General features: G+C 34.0%; 16 protein-coding genes. 3 read left to right on the forward strand and 13 right to left on the reverse strand.

Annotation, left to right across the window (positions count from 1 at the left end; all coding sequences use genetic code 11):
* The first annotated feature begins 125 nt into the window (after nucleotides 1–125).
* Nucleotides 126–542 carry a DUF1573 domain-containing protein gene (locus FGF67_RS05000; protein WP_139695386.1) on the forward strand — a complete coding sequence of 139 codons (417 nt, stop codon included), beginning with the start codon at nucleotides 126–128 and terminating at the stop codon, nucleotides 540–542.
* Between the two features lie 32 nt (nucleotides 543–574).
* Here FGF67_RS05000 and FGF67_RS05005 read toward each other — a convergent pair whose 3' ends face one another.
* Both FGF67_RS05005 and FGF67_RS05010 read right to left on the reverse strand, forming a co-directional pair.
* Nucleotides 575–1465 carry a DUF808 domain-containing protein gene (locus tag FGF67_RS05005; RefSeq protein ID WP_139695387.1) on the reverse strand — a complete coding sequence of 297 codons (891 nt, stop codon included), beginning with the start codon at nucleotides 1463–1465 and terminating at the stop codon, nucleotides 575–577.
* A 5-nt stretch (nucleotides 1466–1470) separates the two neighbouring features.
* The gene (locus FGF67_RS05010) at nucleotides 1471–2220 is read right to left on the reverse strand and encodes a CDP-alcohol phosphatidyltransferase family protein (RefSeq protein ID WP_139695388.1); all 750 of its coding nucleotides are present in this window, start codon (nucleotides 2218–2220) and stop codon (nucleotides 1471–1473) included.
* A 124-nt stretch (nucleotides 2221–2344) separates the two neighbouring features.
* Here FGF67_RS05010 and FGF67_RS05015 point away from each other — a divergent pair, with 124 nt between their 5' ends.
* Complete coding sequence (locus tag FGF67_RS05015; RefSeq protein WP_455423352.1) at nucleotides 2345–3415, forward strand: putative type IX sorting system protein PorV2; 1071 nt, start codon at nucleotides 2345–2347, stop codon at nucleotides 3413–3415.
* A 32-nt stretch (nucleotides 3416–3447) separates the two neighbouring features.
* Entirely contained in the window at nucleotides 3448–4581 is a 1134-nt protein-coding gene (locus tag FGF67_RS05020) for a lipoprotein N-acyltransferase Lnb domain-containing protein (RefSeq protein ID WP_233244007.1), read from the forward strand.
* Between the two features lies 1 nt (nucleotide 4582).
* On the opposite strand, the gene FGF67_RS05025 is transcribed toward FGF67_RS05020, so the two are convergent.
* From FGF67_RS05025 to asnB, 11 genes are all read right to left on the reverse strand, one after another.
* A complete protein-coding gene (locus FGF67_RS05025; RefSeq protein ID WP_139695390.1) occupies nucleotides 4583–5974 on the reverse strand; it encodes a sugar transferase in 1392 nt (463 codons plus the stop codon).
* 55 nt (nucleotides 5975–6029) lie between these two features.
* Nucleotides 6030–7040 (reverse strand): glycosyltransferase family 4 protein, encoded by a 1011-nt coding sequence (locus FGF67_RS05030; protein ID WP_139695391.1) that lies wholly within the window; start codon nucleotides 7038–7040, stop codon nucleotides 6030–6032.
* Entirely contained in the window at nucleotides 6994–8223 is a 1230-nt protein-coding gene (locus FGF67_RS05035) for an O-antigen ligase family protein (RefSeq protein WP_233244008.1), read from the reverse strand. The genes FGF67_RS05030 and FGF67_RS05035 overlap by 47 nt, the downstream gene beginning before the upstream one ends.
* 129 nt (nucleotides 8224–8352) lie before the next feature.
* Complete coding sequence (locus tag FGF67_RS05040; RefSeq protein ID WP_139695393.1) at nucleotides 8353–9426, reverse strand: glycosyltransferase family 4 protein; 1074 nt, start codon at nucleotides 9424–9426, stop codon at nucleotides 8353–8355.
* Nucleotides 9423–10544: a glycosyltransferase family 4 protein gene (locus FGF67_RS05045; RefSeq protein WP_139695394.1), complete on the reverse strand. Its 1122-nt coding sequence runs from the start codon at nucleotides 10542–10544 to the stop codon at nucleotides 9423–9425. Before FGF67_RS05045 ends, FGF67_RS05040 begins: the two co-directional genes overlap by 4 nt.
* Nucleotides 10541–11542, reverse strand: a complete 1002-nt coding sequence (locus FGF67_RS05050; protein WP_394344292.1) for a glycosyltransferase family 2 protein — start codon at nucleotides 11540–11542, stop codon at nucleotides 10541–10543. The genes FGF67_RS05045 and FGF67_RS05050 overlap by 4 nt, the downstream gene beginning before the upstream one ends.
* A complete protein-coding gene (locus tag FGF67_RS05055) occupies nucleotides 11539–13074 on the reverse strand; it encodes a glycosyltransferase family 2 protein (protein ID WP_139695396.1) in 1536 nt (511 codons plus the stop codon). The genes FGF67_RS05050 and FGF67_RS05055 overlap by 4 nt, the downstream gene beginning before the upstream one ends.
* Nucleotides 13068–14213, reverse strand: a complete 1146-nt coding sequence (locus FGF67_RS05060; RefSeq protein WP_139695397.1) for a glycosyltransferase family 4 protein — start codon at nucleotides 14211–14213, stop codon at nucleotides 13068–13070. Before FGF67_RS05060 ends, FGF67_RS05055 begins: the two co-directional genes overlap by 7 nt.
* The gene (locus tag FGF67_RS05065; protein WP_233244009.1) at nucleotides 14210–15298 is read right to left on the reverse strand and encodes a glycosyltransferase family 4 protein; all 1089 of its coding nucleotides are present in this window, start codon (nucleotides 15296–15298) and stop codon (nucleotides 14210–14212) included. The genes FGF67_RS05060 and FGF67_RS05065 overlap by 4 nt, the downstream gene beginning before the upstream one ends.
* Nucleotides 15289–16686, reverse strand: a complete 1398-nt coding sequence (locus FGF67_RS05070; RefSeq protein WP_233244010.1) for a hypothetical protein — start codon at nucleotides 16684–16686, stop codon at nucleotides 15289–15291. The genes FGF67_RS05065 and FGF67_RS05070 overlap by 10 nt, the downstream gene beginning before the upstream one ends.
* Before the next feature lie 59 nt (nucleotides 16687–16745).
* Entirely contained in the window at nucleotides 16746–18452 is a 1707-nt protein-coding gene (asnB, locus tag FGF67_RS05075; RefSeq protein ID WP_139695398.1) for an asparagine synthase (glutamine-hydrolyzing), read from the reverse strand.

Below are 18452 nucleotides of genomic sequence, written 5' to 3' on the forward strand. Positions count from 1 at the left end.
CCAATATTTTTGCAGATTGCAGAAAAAGTAAGTATGTTTGATATGATCTTAAACCCAAATTCTACATGCTCGTAATTAGATTGAGCATTTTTAATTGAACAAATTTTGAACTTAAAAAATAAATTATGAAACAATTATTTACAATTTTATTCATAGGTTTAGTTAACCTATCCTTAAGCGCCCAAGCAAAAATTGATTTTAAAACAACTACGATTGATTATGGAACAATTGAAAAGGGTGCCAACGGTGTAAGAGTTTTTGAATTTACAAACACAGGTAACGAACCTTTAATCATATCTAAAGTAACGTCAAGCTGTGGTTGTACGATTCCTAAAAAACCAAAAGACCCCATTTTACCTGGTAAAACAGGCGAAATTGAAGTTAAATATGATACAAATAGAGTTAATCCTATTAGAAAAACTATTACAGTAATTTCAAACGCTGAAACTCCAACCGTAGCATTGAAAATTAAAGGAGAAGTTATTGACCCAAGTAAAGTTAATATGCTTGAAAAAAAGACAAAAAGCGTTATGCAAAATTAAAAACATGGTGCTTTAAAAACACTCAATAAGGTCTAGCTTTTGGCTAGGCCTTTTTTTATAAAACCAATTAGTTTTACAAAGATCAGCGCCAAAACACCTACCAACAACCCTACAATAAAATCTCTCATAAATCTTGGTATGCTTTCTAAGAAATGATGCAAAAACCCAAGATTATGCACAAAAATACCCCCTGAAACAAGTAACAAAGCAATAGTCCCAATAACAGAAAGCCCTTTAATAACCCATGGTAAAGTTCTTATCAACAAACTACCTATTATATGGGTAAAGCTTTTTTTATTAGCGTTTAAACCAACTAATTTCAATCCAAAATCATCCATTCTAACAATCAACGCCACGATACCATACACCCCAATAGTTGCAACCATAGCAACAATGGAGACCACAAGTATTTGAAACAAAATGGGCTTACCTATAACGGTACCTAAAGCTATGATAACAATCTCAACAGATAAAATAAAATCGGTAAAAATGGCCGACTTTATTTTCTCTTGTTCTGTTACTTCACTCGCTTCATCCTTAAAATCTTCTAATTTGTTAATTGTTTCAACTTCATTTTTTTTAGACGTGTGGGGTACTAAAGCATGATATATTTTTTCTGCACCTTCAAATGCGAGATAAATGGCTCCTAAAATAAGTGCCAAAGTAACCCCCCATGGAGCAAAAGCACTGAGTAAAAAAGCAATAGGTAAAATAATAAGCTTATTAAGTGCAGATCCTTTGGTAATAGCCCATAGTACCGGAAGCTCTCGAGAAGACACAAAGCCTGTGGCCTTTTCAGCATTAACGGCTAAATCATCTCCTAAAATTCCTGCTGTTTTTTTAGTAGAAATTTTACTCATTACCACAACATCATCCATTAACGTGGCAATATCATCTAAAAGTGCAAAAAATCCTGATGCCATTTTTTTTATTTTGAAGTTGACTTATCTAAAACTGATAACAAAATATACAATACAATAATAAAAGGAACGGCAGCAAATTGCAATACAATAAGCATTACCAAACTTAATATTAAAAAGATGTAGCGTATGGCGTTTGCTTTAAAACTAAAATCTTTAAACTTTAAGGCAAAAAGTTTAATTTTTGAATTCAACAGGTAACAACTTAAAATGGTCACCGCTATTAAAAACCATTTATTAAGAATGACTGCATTTATAACGTCATTATCTTGAAATTCTAAAATAAGTGGTAATGATAAAATAAGTAATGCATTGGCAGGTGTTGGCAAACCTTTAAAATAGGTTTGTTGCTCATCATCAATATTAAATTTAGCCAGACGATATGCTGACGCCAAAGTAATGAATAGCCCGAATAAAGGCAACAATGAAGCGGGTGTAATGCCAGAAAAACCATTGCCAGACCATCCATTAGAACTATTTAAAACCACTCTGTCCAAGGAAAGCACTAAGAGTTTGTACATGACCAATCCTGGCACCAATCCACTGGTAACTACGTCGGCCAAAGAATCTAACTGCAAGCCCAATTCACTTTGAACCTTTAGTTTTCTTGCTGCAAAACCATCAAAAAAATCGAAAAATATCCCTAAAAACACAAATATAGCCGCCGTAAGCAGATTATTATTAACCGTAAAAATCACCGCTATACTTCCACAGAATAAATTTAACAATGTTATCGCATTAGGAATATGTTGCTTCATATTTTACCTTTTTTTTGTAAAAGTAACAAACAATTACAGTCTAATACAAGTATTAAACAATATCTATATAAAATTGAAGTTTATAGGTTGATAAATAATGTGCATCTTTGTAAAAAATTCGCGATTGAGAGCTTACTTAACCACTTTTTTTTGCGCCTTATCATTAACCATGTTTAGTCAAACTGTTAGAAAGTACTCTAATGAGTTTATGAACATTGGTGTTGATGCGGCGGCATTAAGTATGAGTAGTGCTGTTACGGCACACACATCGGATGTTAATGCGGCGTATTGGAATCCTGCTGGTTTAATCAAACTTGAGGACAATCAGTTGGCACTTATGCACTCCAGTTATTTTGCCAATATAGCTAATTATGATTATGCCGCATTTGCCATGCCTCTTGATGATAGAAGCGCGGTAGGTTTCTCTCTAATTAGATTTGCTGTTGACGACATTTTAAACACCACGCAACTCATTGATGAACAAGGCAATATAAACTACGATAGAATAAGTTTATTTTCAACAGCCGATTACGGACTCACCTTTTCATATGCCCGAAGTTTGCCTGTGCAAGGTCTCAACTATGGTATAAACGCAAAGGTTATTCGCCGTATCATTGGAAAATTTGCCACCTCTTGGGGGTTTGGTTTTGACGTAGGATTACAATTTGAAACGTCAAATGATTGGAAATTTGGTATCATGGCAAGAGATATTACTACAACTTTCAATACTTGGGCCATTGATGAAGAAGCTTTCCAAGATATTAGAGATGCCGTTGCAGGTCAAAATCAAGAACTGCCTGAAACAACTGAAATTACTATTCCAAAATTACAGGTAGGTATTTCTAAATTGGTTGACTTTCACTACGACTATACTTTACTTACATCGGTAAACCTGAACATGCGTTTTTCACAAACTAATGATATCATATCTACATCTTTTGTGAGTATAAATCCAGCAGTAGGTTTTGAGTTTGGATATACCGACCTTGTATTTTTAAGAGCAGGTATGGGAAATTTTCAAAACGAGTTGCAGCTTGATAACTCAGAACAACTTAGCTTTCAACCCAGTTTTGGCTTAGGTTTTAAATACAATGGTATTCAAATAGATTATGCTTTTACCGATATTGGTGATCAAAGTGTAGCGTTATATTCGAATGTGTTTTCCTTAAAACTTGATTTTAGTATTTTTAGATAATGCAAAAAACACTCAAACTTTTTTTTATTTTTTTGTGCTTCACTAGTTACGCGCAAGACATTATTTTATCTGAACAAGCAAAAATTAGTGTGTTAACCATTGCGCCTGGTACATCTCTTAACGATGCCTTTGGACATAATGCTTTCAGAATTCAAGATCCAAGTATTAATCTTGATAAAACCTATGACTACGGTAGGTTTGATTTTGAAGCGCCTAATTTTTACTTGAATTTTGCTAAAGGAAAACTAAACTATGCTTTAGGACAAAGCAATTTTTACGACTTTTTAAGATTTTACATATATCAGAACAGAACAGTTGAAGAACAGGTTTTAAATTTGTCGCAAAGCGAAAAACAGCAATTATATGATTTTTTAATCAACAATTACAAGCCAGAAAACAGAAACTATTTGTACGACTTTTTCTTTGACAACTGTGCCACAAAAATTAAAGACGTAGTAAATCATACGCTAAATAATCAGATACATTTTGAAACACCTGACACTTTTGAAAATGCCTCTTTTAGAGCCCTCATTCAAAACAACTTAAATAGAAACTCGTGGGGTAGTTTAGGTATTGATATCGCTTTAGGTTCTGTAATTGATAAAACAGCTCCTGCTGAAGATCATATGTTTTTACCTAAAAACATCTACAGTTTTTTTAATAAAGCAACACTAAAAACTACAAACCAAGCTTTAGTAAAACAAAGTTCCGTTTTATACAAACAAAAAGACACCACAAAATCAAGTGCCTTTTTCACCAGCCCTCTTTTCATTTTAGGCATTGTTAGCTTACTTATTATTTTTGTTACCTATAAGGATTACAGAAACCAATCGCAAAGTAAATGGCTTGACATTGCACTCTTTGCTATTACAGGAATCATTGGTGTTTTATTATTGTTACTCTGGTTTGCTACCAACCATACAGGTACCCACCAAAACTATAATTTATTATGGGCCTTTGCATTAAACCTAGTTGTTATTGGGCAATTATATAAAACCAAAGTGAGTGCCTGGTTTATTAGGTATATTAAACTACTCGTTATTCTTTTATGTTTGTTAACCTTACACTGGATTATTGGTGTTCAGGTGTTTGCCATTGGACTAATTCCACTTATGATGGCATTATTTATTCGATATATCTATTTGGTTTACCATTATACGCATTAAATTACTGCCCCCTAAAGAAGATAATAGTACTCAAAGTTTTAATAATAATATTTAAATCAAGCATAAAACCTCGATGCTTTATATAGAATAGATCATACTGCAACTTTAGTAAACTATCATCTACCGAAGAACCATATCTTGTTTTTACCTGTGCCCAGCCTGTTAGTCCAGGCTTAACCATGTGGCGCGTTTCATAAAATGGGAGCATTTTTGATAGCTCCTTTACAAAATAAGGGCGTTCTGGTCTGGGGCCAATAAGACTCATATCCCCCTTTAAAACGTTAATAAATTGAGGAACTTCATCAAATCTGGAATGGCGTAAAAATTTACCAAAAGGGGTTATTCGAACATCGCCTTTAGTTGACCACACCGCTCCTGATTTTTCGGCATCCACAATCATGGTTCTGTACTTGATGATTTTAAAAATTTTACCATTTTTTCCAACACGTTCTTGAGAATACAAAAGCGGCCCTCTATTACCAATGAGGTTACCTAATACGACAAACGGTACAAACATCAAACCGATTAAAATACCAAGAAATGAAAATACGATATCAAATAATCGATGAAAAAATCTGTACAAACGGTTTTGATTACTTCTACTAAACGGAAAATATCTATAAAAATCTTTACCCACAAACTGAACAGGAACACTAAGAGTCATATCCTCATAAACCTGCGTATATTCGTTTATAGGAAACCCTTTTTCCAATAATCTTAAAAGTGTATAATAAATTTCTGAAGTGATAGAATCTGAATTGTAACTCGCAATAACGATTTCAGAAATGCCCTGTTTTTCAATCACTTCTTCTATTTGTTTTATAGAATATTCTGGTACATCGGTAGTTTTATAGGTGCCCTGCAAACGATTATCACAATTAACAAAACCCACAATTTTATAATTAGGATCTGCTTTTTTAAAAGCTTCTAAAATCGTTTCCATATTTGATGTTTCCCCAATCACCAAAACACTTTTATAAAAACGAGGAGACACAATAAACGTAATGTATGCTATCCGCCATAACATTAGAGCTGTAAGTATGGCAAAATAAAAATAAAGAATTTGCAACCTATTGTAAGGCAAAGTAGGTGTAAAATAAGGTGTTAGAAGATAAAATAACACAGTGGTTGACACCGTAAATACTATACTGGTACTAATTCTTTCTATCTTACTAGACTTTTGCAAATCATACATTTCAAAAATGGTTCCAAACACCCAGATGTAAAGTATAAGTACAAAAACCCAGCGCCATTTGTCTTTTGTGATTTGAAAATAACCAAATTCGAAGGTATTACCTACAAAAAATAAAACCAATAAAACGGAAATAATATCAAATAGTCGCAGGAGTACTTTGCGCTCAGAAATATTAAAATGGATATTACTTTTTGGCATGAGTAGGTTAAAATGGTCTGCCCTGTAAATATAATAAGTTATCTGCGATCAGATATTAAGAAAGTAGAGAAATCCACTGTTTTTTGACAACCTGCCAATCATAATGTTCTACTTTCATCCTCGCTTTTTGCACCATCTTATTTACATCATCTTGATTATTGATAAGATACTGAATGGCATTTACAAAGCCTTTTGAATGATTAGATTTCACCAATATCCCATCTACATGATTATCTATCAAATAAGGCATCCCACCAACATGTGTAGTAATTACTGGCAAACCCAAAGCCATGGCTTCAAGCACACTAACAGGCATATTATCAACCATTGTAGTATTGATAAAAACATTATAATGTTCAGACAAGGCAACCCAATCTTTCTTTGATAACTTTCCCGTAAAGGTTACGTCTACGTTTTTTTTCTTAGCATAGGCTTTTGTTTCCTTTAAACTTCCGTCGCCTTCTGGGCCAACCATACATAAATCTGCTTCCATTCCAGATTCTAATAGTAATTTTAAAATATCAATACCCAACTTCGGATTATATATTTTAGAAAAAGAACGCACCCATAATAGTTTTATTTTTTTATACAATCGGGGTTTAAATGGATAATTCTCAATCTCTATTGTATTAGGAATACAGATTACATTTTTAAAACCACATACCCCAAAACGGGCTTTTGTGTATAAAGAAGGAGCCACGTTGGTATAGGCATTTTTAAATAGGATTTTTGATAATCTGGGCGACGTTTTTAATCTCTTAGGCAGATCACCTCCGTGTAATATTGGAATATAAGGCACTTTAAAGCATCTGCATAACTGACTCACTAAATAAGCATAATAGAAGTTAAAGGTACTGTAAGTGTCTATCAAAACATAATCAATACTTCGTCTATATTTCAATACATGCCACAGCATATCCCATAATCGTATTATCTTATTTTGCTTTTCAGAAGCACTAATTACCTCAAAACCCTCTTGCCCTAGAAGTGCACTAAGCGTTTCAATGGTAGTTTGTGTTTTACCGTTTTGAGAGAGCTTGTTTCCTATGTACAGGAGTTTTGTCATACGTGATATTTAACAAACATAATCCATATATAAACGCTGGTGCCGCAATGCGCATAGCCGAATGGTTTATCGTTAACAGCCAAAATAAATAAAAAGAGTAAAAGAGTACATTTCTTTTATTGTTTAATCTATACGATAAAGGTGTTACTAATAAAATTAAAAACGCAATAATACCTAGCATGCCATGTTCAGCCACAATTCTACTCATTTCATTATGTGAAGCAGCTTCAACACCAGTTTCTTTTAAACGTTCATCTTTTACCTTTCCTACGCCTAAACCTAAAAACGGATGTTCCAAAAACGTTCCTAATTCAAAAGCTAACAAATCGGCTCTCCCAGTTGTAATATCTTCCTTTTCTCTTCCCGCAGCATCTTCATTAGCATAACGTTTATCTAGAAATCCTCTTGTTTCTATAGATCCTACAAACCAAGTTCCTAGACCTATCAAAACAAATAAAATGAGAGAGAATTTAATTCTAAATTTGGTTTTCAAATTAACCTTTAGATAATACAACCCTACAAAGGCAAATATCATAATTACTGCTGTTAAAACACCTCCTCTACTAAAGGTAACCAAAGCTCTAAAACCCAATAAACCCAGCAGAAATAAGTCAATCGTTCTATGAAAAACATTTTCTCTTGACATAAAAAACTTGGCCGACAAGACAAAAATTCCTAAACCTAAGACAGTCGCCACTTGATTAGGGCCGAAACCTCCAGAAGCTGCAAAATTAGAGTTTGTACTTGTTACAACCTCTTCTAAATTAGGTGCATAAAGTATTAAATATACCGCCATGCTAACAAGTGGCAATACTAATGCTATCAATATAACTTTTAATTGTTTGAAGCTAATATTACGCTTAAAACAAAACATAGCAGACAACCCTAAACATACAGGACCACTCAAATTAAACGCTACAGCTCTCCTAATATCTGTTTCAAATCCCATTTCACTTATGGATACAAAAACTCCTGGAATTAACAATAACATGTATACAATATAAACAAAGGCCGACCTTGATATACCATTGCTAAACATGCCCATCAACACAAAAAGGATAACAACATACTTACTGGCTTCATAAAAAATTGTCCCGCCATTCATTCTTAAAAAAACCTCAATCCCCACGATGTAGGCACATGCAACGAGCACATAAAACGATTTGTATTTTTTAGAAGCCATGAATATTCTATAGCTAAAAAACACCGTAATAAACATAAAATAAGCCAGCGCAAATGGTTTAAAGACAAAAACCAAAATAGCCAAAACTATGTGAAAAATAAGAAGTTTATAATAGAGCGATAGCTTCATTTAAATAAATGACTTATATATGTTTAGTAATGAATGCATTGTGCTTTTCTCTGAAAAAGAGGTTATCACTTTTTGGTGTAAACCTGATGCTAACACCTGTCTTAAATCTTTATCTCTTATTAACTTTTCAATACCTTTTGCCAGTTCTTCTGCATTATTAGGATTAACCAAAATACCTTCATTTAAATTCGATATTACTTTTTGGCAGTCGCCCACATTGGTACATACCACCGGTAATTTTGATAGACCATATTCTAAAAGTGCCAAGGGAAGTCCCTCTGATTGTGATGATAAGGCGCCTATATCACTTTGATTTAAAATATTTGAAACATCTATAGCACTGCCATATATATAGACATGCGTATTCAATTTTTCCTCTTCAATATAACGCTTTATTTCGGTAAAATACTTATCTGAAAAATTCTTACCAACTAAATGTAAGGTCCAATCAGGATATTGTCTAAAAATAATTGCATAGGCCTCAAGTAAAGTTAAATGGTCTTTCTGTTGTCTGAAATTAGCAAGATGAATAATTCTACATCCATCCTTTCCTTGTAAAATGGTTCCAGATTTAGATATATTTAAATGAGCAAAATTAGGTAGATATGTAACCGATACTTTATTTAAAACTATTTTTGACCAAGCTTCTAATTTAGAATTTACAGCAAAAATATGACTGAAAAATTTGGAACATAGTTTTATAGCAAACGTAGAACGATTATGTAATGCTTCACTTTTTCCGTAATGATCATGCCAGACTAAAATCAGTTTCGGGTTTAACATTCTGATGACGGTGCCTATAAAAAAGGACGAAGAATGGGCATGAATTACATCAATATTGTTTGCTTTTATAAACGTGTTCAGTTTTTTAATAGCTTTTACATCAAGGGTCTGCTTTTTATTTAGAAACAAGTATGAAACGGTTGAATCTATAGACGCCTTTAGCACTCCTTCTTCTCTTGTTGTGCATAAATAAGAAGACTCAATATATTTAGACAAAGCATTTGCTAAATTTACAGCAACTCGTTCTGCCCCGCCTGCATGTAATGAATCTATGAGTTGCAATACCTTCATGAACCAGATAGTATTTTTACTATTTCGCTTTCAAAATAGTCTAAAGTAAACATTTGAGACCATTGGAAAGCCGCCTCCGACATATCTTTTAACGATTGAGGAGCCCCTAAAACCTTTTTCAAAATAGTTACATCTCCGGATAATCGGCCCTCAATAAGCACCCCCCTTTTACCATAATCTAACATATCAGGCACACAAGAAATTGGTGTTGCAATGGGTACAACGCCAAAAAACATAGCTTCAGCAATAGCTTTTGGCCAGCCTTCAGATTTTGATGGTAATATAGAAAAGTGTGCCGTTTTTAACGCCTCTTTAACTTTAGGTTTACTTTGATTACCCAATAGCTTTACTCGTGTTGTTAAATTATGTTCTATAATATAAGCTTGTAAATCATCTTTTAAAATACCATCACCAAATATCTCTAGTGAAACATCATAACCATCTTTTATTAACTGTTCTATAATTTGAATAGTCAATAAAGGTCGTTTTCCCGCTACCAAGCTTCCTATAAAGACAAATTTTAATGCTTTCGTATAATCACGAACTTTAGAAATTACTCTTTCTTCTTTTTTATAGGTTGCGGTAAAAAACGGCTTGATGTTTTTTGTTTGACCTTTCCAAGTACCATATACCAAAACTGTCATATTTCGGGTTAAAAACGTATTAGACAATAACCATTTTTGAAATCTGTAACTTAAGGGTTGATTGGCTTTGGGGTCCCAATTACCCGCATATTTGGCTGTTTTTGTTTTTTTAGGAAATAAAATTTGAACAAGACAGCCCAACAAGCCAATATTTCCTGGGCAGCGTAAATGTACATGATCGGCTTGAAAACAAACTTGCATAAGCCTCCAAAATATATAGGGTACTTTTAGTGTCGAAATAAAAGCGGTACTAACAGATGTAAATTGTATAGCAGAAATTGGTTTTAAGGTTATTTGATCATGTTTATAGTGTAGGTCTATGGCGGTGGGTTCAGTTTCAATAACAGGAGCTACAATAACTACCTTATCCACATGCTTTAACCAAACATTCATTTCACCTACATAAGGAGCATAAGCCGAAACTCCATCAGCATTAACCTTATGCAACACATGTGAAATAATTACAAATGTCATTGTTCTAGCTTGGGTTTATTAAACAATAGTGACCACCATCCTACAACACGTCCAAAAGTCTCCAATAAAGCCGCTTTCTTATTTTGAGACGTGACTATATTTGTAAACCTTATAAGTGTTAAAAGTAAACTTGTAGCATGCCATTTCAGCGTAGATGTCATATCTGGCTTTGTATATTTTACACGCCATACATACCATCCATTTCGTAAAACCATCTTACCATACTTAAATACATCAGGACGCCCAGAGCTATTATGATGATGCTCTAACTGCGCTTTTGTATTAATGTAAAGTTTGCCTAATTTTGATAGCCGCAAGGAGAAATCGGCATCTTCGTATAGGCCGTATCCTATAAAATATTCTGAAAATGACATTTGTTCAAACACACTTTTTTTATAAGAGGACACCCCACCCATAAGCTGCTCAACTTCATAGATTTTACCTGAAGGAGGCAAAAAACTTATGGAACGTCCATGAGAAAAACTTGGCATATATCCAGGAGGCACATCTGGCAAAAGGCCAAACTTTCTTCGAACTTTAAAGCGTTGGGGTTCGTTACGCATAAAACCATCATAATAAAATTTTGAAGGTCTGTCTTGATTGTCAGATGGCTCCCAATTTACTTCATTTGTTATGTAACCGCCAACAGCCAGGGCGTCTTGTTTTTGAGTGTAAGTGGCTATTAACTGCTCAAAATAATCTGGTATTAAGATGATATCATCATCTAAAAAACAAATGATATCAGTGGAATCAGGAACACGTTTTATACCATAATTTCTTTGCTTTGTAAGTCCTCTATGCACGCTACCTACACTATAGTATTTTACATTTTTAAACCTGTTTTGTTTTAAAATCTGCTTGGTTTCATCATTTAAAGAACCATCCACAACTAAAATATCATTAGGATATAGCGTTTGATGTTCTACCGATTGCAATAGAGAGACCAATGCTTTCGGACGCATATAAGTGCATATTATCAATGAAAAATTCAACATCATTTAATTCGTTTTCCTAATGCCATTAACTGTTTGGCATAAAATTCTGACCGATTAAATTGTAACATACGCCAAGGCCATACTAAAAACCGTAATGGTAGCAGAATCCTTCTCGCCTTTGTGAAGTAGAATACAAAATATTTAATCTTATACTCTCTTCTTTGATCCTTTGTAAAATGTTTAAACAATTGATACATAATAGTGGGGCTCGGCTTAGGCACAACCCATCTTACTGGTTTATCTAGTTCCCAGGGTTGTTGTTTCCTTTTTTTACCTTTAAGACTAGCCTGTTTTCCCCAAAACCTATACCCCCCAACAGGAGGTTTTAAATGTAAATTAACCGAAAACGGATTTTGTAATACCGTTACCCCAAGTTTTGAAATAGAAAGTCCGAAATCTGCATCTTCCCCATAACCCCCATCATAATTTATATCATTTCCACCTAATTGCTCCACCACACGACGTGTTACACAGGAATTAGCATTACTAAAAGATTGTGCCGCACCAACTTTCCATCGTTTTTCACCCAAGGCTTTTAACTTTGTATCTAAATCCTTCAAATCTTGTTGCTGGTGATCGGCTCTTATATCGAATCCGTTACAAGCTTCAGCCTTATAGGTTTGCAACAATCGTATATGATTTTCAATAAAATGCGGCTGAATTCTAATATCATCATCGCCAAAAACAATATAATCACCAGAACACAATGTAATAGCCTCATTTCTAGCTCTACAACTTCCTTTGCTAGTTTGCCATCTAACAATTAAATCAAAAGAAAAATGCCTATTATACAGTGATTGATCCCGTTGGTCTTCAGGGGTGGCATCTACAACCACTACCTGATGTGGCTTATAAGTTTGATTTTCTAAATCATTTAAAAGATTGATTGTGAAGGCCTGCCGCATCATGGTTGGAATAATATAGCTTACGGTAGGTTGACCTGTAATGGGTTTTAAAACTCTCGGTGACAGTACATTCTTTTTATGTTTATAGCTGTGGTTATTTTTTGCAAATCTATAACTTTTAAACTCATGGATATTCCAAATACCACGACGCAAAAGCATATAGACACCTTGTGAGTGCTTAAAATTTTTCTTGTAAAAAGTATAAACATCCTGTATAGAAATTTGCACCTGTTCATGCTTTGTCTCAAACAATCCATCTACAAATAAAGGTATAGCACCTTGGTACCTAAGTAGGTTAAACCCAAAATCAAAAGCCGAAGTTTGTATGTTCTCGTAATCATAATCAAAGCCGCCAACAGTCTCCCAAACTTCCTTTCTTACGGCAAAAGCATTCGGATTAATACGCCAACTAACTGACGTTTTTAGTCCATCAAAATCTTTGGCATACCAAAAAAACACAGCGGTTTGATAAATAATTTCAGGAAACGTATTTTTATACCCTTGATTCAAGCTGCTATGCCAGATATCACCTTCTCTTTGAACCAATGTATCAAGACATTCAAAATCAGGAGTACCTGTGTATAATATTTCTACCCCATTTGAAGCTATGTATGTTTTTAAACTTAGCAAGTCTCTAATATGTTTTTATAAAATTCAACCGAACGCTTAGCTACCAAATCATGACTAAACTGTTTTAACACTTTTTCTCTAGCGGCCTTACCAAATTCTCGTCTTTTATTAGCATTATCCAACAATTCTAAAATACGTGCTGCATACACTTTGTGATGTGTTGGATGCACCAAAAAACCTTCCTTACCATCTTCAATCATTTCGTTTGCCCAGCCAATATTTGAGGCTACAATAGCTTTCTCCATAGCCATAGCCTCCAACCATGATACTGGTAAGGCTTCAGCAAATGTAGGAAACACACAAATTGTGGCATCATTAATTAAATCTTGAATTTTAGCATACGGAACAGCACCTAAATAACGTACCTTTTTAATGGCTGATTTATCAAATAAAGGTTGCATGAGTTTCCATGTAGATGGAGATCCCGTTTTTACATCGCCACTATCCTTTCCTACCAACAAAAGTGTCACCTCTTTATTTGATTTATGAACGATATTAAAAATTTCAGGCAAATCTAATAAGCCTTTTTTCCGAATGAGGGTTCCGAAATACAAAATAATTAATTTGTTTGAGTTACTCTGTTTGGGTTCAAATATATTTACATCAACTCCATTAGGAATCACCGTATAATTATTATTTAAAGCGAACAATTCATTGGTTAATTGCCCCGTATAATTGCTTACACTAATAATACCTTTAGCTTGCTCTAATGCCCTTTTTTCAAGAAACTTGTTTTTCAATTTTACTGCTCTACGTTCTAAATGACAGAAATAGGTATCTGTGCCATGTAGTCTTAAAACCAACGGACAAACAGGAGAAACAAAAGCCGTAAACCCTGTCCAATCTGGCGCTTCCACTATGTCTAGTTTCCCCGAATCGTGTAATTTATTTATTAACCTTTCTACTTTTTTTAGAGTAAGAATTAGCGATAAACCTTTTACTTTAATATTCTTAATTTTATGGTAATGTATATTATTCTCAACAAAATAATCGTCTTTATCCTGCCCATAAACAAATACGGTAACATGATGTCCCAAACTTGACAGAGCTTCAGACAGATTTAAAATGCTAGTTCCTATACCTCCTGCTTTTCCTGTTTTAGGATGTGGAAATTCTGGGGTTAAAAAGGCTATGTTCATAATTCTAAAAGTTTCAAATGATTCACAACCATGGTATCTATTGAAAATTTTTCTTTAATTAATGTTCTCGTATTACCATTAATATACATGTCACCTTTAACCATCTTTTCTAATAGTTGTGCAAGTGCTTTTATATTTTTCGTTTCAAAAATAAACCCATTCCTTCCCTGTTTTACAACCTCAGTATTGCCTCCCACTGGCGTAGTTATTACGGGGACATTTGCCGCTAAACTTTCTAAGATAGACAAACTGAAACATTCCATATGTGTGGGTTGCAACATATAATCATATAAACAGTATATTTCATTCAGATTAGCAACACTTCCTTTAAACGAAAATATTTTATTTAATGATAATGAATTTACTTTATTTTTAAGTATTTCTTCATAAGGTCCTTCACCATAAACATCAATTTTAATATGATATTTAACAGACTCAGGTAATTGATATACAGCCTCTATTAAATCTTGAACTCCTTTTGATGGTCGTAAATGAGAAGCCACAAGACATTTAGGAAACGTCTTCTTTCTGTTTTCATTGACTATAATGTTTTCAATCGCAATACCATTATAAATTACTAAGCTTTTATTACGTATGTGATTTCCAAAATCTTTTAAAATTTCATTTACCGTATAGTCTGAAACCCCCACAAACTGGTCTATATACCTTGAAAACAACCAGCCCTTTAGTCTTTTTTTGATGCGTTTTTTTAAAGGATAGCCATGTAATGGCCGTGGATTATGGTCAACAGCAATAACTTTTGAATTTTGAAGCCTTTTTAAACTCTTAAAAAAGGGAGTACAAAGTTCTACAAAATGGGTAATGATATATGAATATTGAACATTATTTGCTTCAATATAATTCAGAAAATTCTGTTCTAAACTTAAATGCTTTAAGGCTGGAATAATCCTAAATTGATGATACGCGCCATGCGTTGCCGTATTAGGAAAAAACCAATCAATTTTTATGTGTTGCGCCTCACAAGCTTTTTGAAACCGCCAAAAAAAATGATCCATGCCTCCCACTCGCTCTTCAATAAGCCTATAATCACAAACCACGGCAATATGTTTATTTTTTACAGCCATTGCTTCATGCTATTAACTAGAACTTCATTTGTTTGCTTTAGAGGCACACCTACTTGTTGTTTTATAAATTCCTGACGACACACAGCATCATTATCATGTACCAAATATTGAGAAATAGCAGTCAACAATGCCGTTTTATTTTTTACTATCTTAGTTGCTTTACTGTGTACTAGGTGTTCAATATGGGCATACCCGAGAAAACGCTGATCGTTATACAAACCATTTTCAGTATTTCCAAAAACAGGATTCACAACAGGTTTATTAAACATCATAAAATCTAAACTCATGGTGGACAACATATTGATATTCAAATCGCAATATTCTAACAAGGCTCGCAATTGTTTAACATCTTCAATCGTTGGGATGCGTTGTGACCAAGATTCTTGATGCTTAGGTCTTACCTGTTTCCATTTTGGGAAATGCCACTTTATGAACGGATATTGCTTTACTAAACCTTCAAACCGCACAGGATCTTCTGCTGGAGAGGTACGCACTATAAAATTAACTGGGGCAATGGTTTTATTCTGTATGGCTTCAGCAATGGTTTCAATATACAATTCATCATTTTTACTGGTTGAAATATCACCACAACTAAAACAAATGGTCTTTAAATGTTCATCTAAATCAAATGTTTTGAGGAATTCTGATTTTAAAACCTGGTAATCCTCCATAACATAAGGCACAAATTGTGGGGTTCCTACCACCGCAATTTGTTTCTCGGTTATAGCTCTATAAAACTGAAGTAAATCCTGCTTCATCAAATCGCTCCACACCAGATAATAATCAAAATTTGAAGCCATGCGTCCTTTTGAAGCTAAATTATCCCAGCTAAAAATAAACGCCACCGTTTTTAGCTTTTGCTTTTGTGCAGCATACACCAATGGCGCTATATAGGGAGGCCGTTGATGTGTAAAAAACAGCATTGAAAATTCCTCGTCATTTAAAATAGCGCGATATGCTTCAGTAATCTGATGATTTTTAAAGGTATAATTTTGAAACTTCTGAAACATCTGAATACACGCTTCTGAATGGCATAATGCTGTTAACTTGTATATAAAACGCGTTGCATATCCTCTGGGCGTTTTTAATTTAGAGTGGTTGGCTTGTAAATTATCTAGGATACCAAAATTGTTTTTAGCATTTAATTTTAAATGGGCTATCTCCTTCGCCTTTCTAAAAAACCAGGTTTTAAACCTTTCTTCAAAAACAGCTAACTCTACAACACGCAAATGGGTATGTGTTGCATACACCTTCTTAGGCAAACAAGATAGAATCACAACCTCATCAAAAATAGTATTTGCATGGGTTAAAAAATCGCTTAAAATAAAATTTCTAAAGCCGACACCATCGGTAATAACAAGTGCTAGTTTTGATTTTTTTATGTGCAAATTATAGTGATTCTCGTTACAAACCCAAATATACTATTTTAGTTCAACCAAGTAAACTTTTAAGCCATTAACAAAGCAAAATTCACCAATTGCCATATATGAAAACTTGATTGATTGTCGCCTGCCAAATAGTTCTGCCATTCTAAATCAATGGCTTTCATATTAAACCATGTACTGTAATGGGTCGATTTAATTTTCTCCAATTCATATTCTACAAAGCCGTTCAATTCACGCCCTAACCATTCGCGTTGTGGTGTTTGCAAAGGCCTTTTGGGGGCATACGAAACATTGTTTCCAACACTATTCGCAACAATATCCCTTAAAATTTGTTTCCCCTGATGGTTTTTTATTTTAAAAGCCTTAGGCAAGGAAACACCTAATTCCACCAATCTATAATCTAAAAACGGGACTCTTAATTCTGTTGAAAACGCCATAGAAATTCTATCATTAAACCGTAATGCTCTTGGAATTTTGGTGTAAAATAAGTCTCTATACTGAAGGTTTTCCAGAGATGACTCAAAGGGTTTAGGGTAAATCACTTTTGAAAAATTTTCAGCCCATTTGGTGTTAAATAAATGCCTTTTAAACGGACTTTTATGAACACCTTGAATGGTTGAGTAAGAGTTTTTTTGATAATAGTCATACCCTGCTAATTGCTCATCCATGCCTTGTCCGTCTAACAGCACTTTAACACCTTTTTTTGATGCCGAATGAAATACTTTTGAATAGGCTAAAGTAGGAAGCCCTCCATAAGGTTCATCTTGAAAATGACTTATTTTTTTTGCTAAACTAGGTACCTCATTTGAAGTTAGACATACTTTTTGCAGCGGATTTTTATACCGTTCTATCATTTGGTTTACCCATGGTAATTCGTCATAATTTTCATCGCCTGTATAAAACGTGAATGCCTCAATGTTTGAAATATCATGTTGCGATATATTGGCCATTGCTAACAATGCAGAACTGTCTAACCCACCACTAATATTGAAGCCGATAGGTACATCAGCTCTACATCTCAAGGTAATACTATCAATCAGTAAATTTTCATAAACGGCTTGAGCTTCCTGATAATCGGTTATTTGTGGTTTATTTTTTACACGATATACAAAATCGTACCAAGATTCCACATGCAATTTCCCTTCTGAAAACTCCAAATAATGTCCTGCTGGCAGTTGTTGAATTCCCTCCCAAAACGTTTCATGAGGTTGCCCATAACTACCATTTAAAAAATAATGACCCCAAACAACTTCATTGGGTGCTTTACATACTCCTGTTTCATGGATAGTTTTAATTTCACTTGAAAAAATGAAGGATTCCGCATTCTTAAAATAATAGAATGGTTTAATACCAAAACGGTCTCTGGCAGCAAACAATGTTTTATCTTTTTTATCCCAAATAGCAAAAGCAAACATACCGTTAACCATATCCAAACATCCCTTCCCATAGATGCAAAATGCGGCTAATAAAACTTCGGTGTCAGACGAAGTTATAAAATTGTACTGTTGTTTTAAGGTGTTTTTAAGCTCTAAATAGTTATAAATTTCACCATTAAAAACCATGATATATCGCCCTGAATGGTCTTGAAATGGTTGATTGGCACTTGACGATAAATCAATAATAGACAACCTATTGTGCCCCATAGCAGCAAACCCTTCATCAAAATAAGTTCCTGTAAAATCGGGCCCTCTATGCGCTTGTATACTTAACATACGGCTCAAAGCGGTTTTATATTGACCTGAACCTACAAACCCTAAAATACCACACAT

It is taken from the genome of Allotamlana fucoidanivorans, assembly GCF_006265225.1.
Taxonomy (GTDB): domain Bacteria; phylum Bacteroidota; class Bacteroidia; order Flavobacteriales; family Flavobacteriaceae; genus Allotamlana; species Allotamlana fucoidanivorans.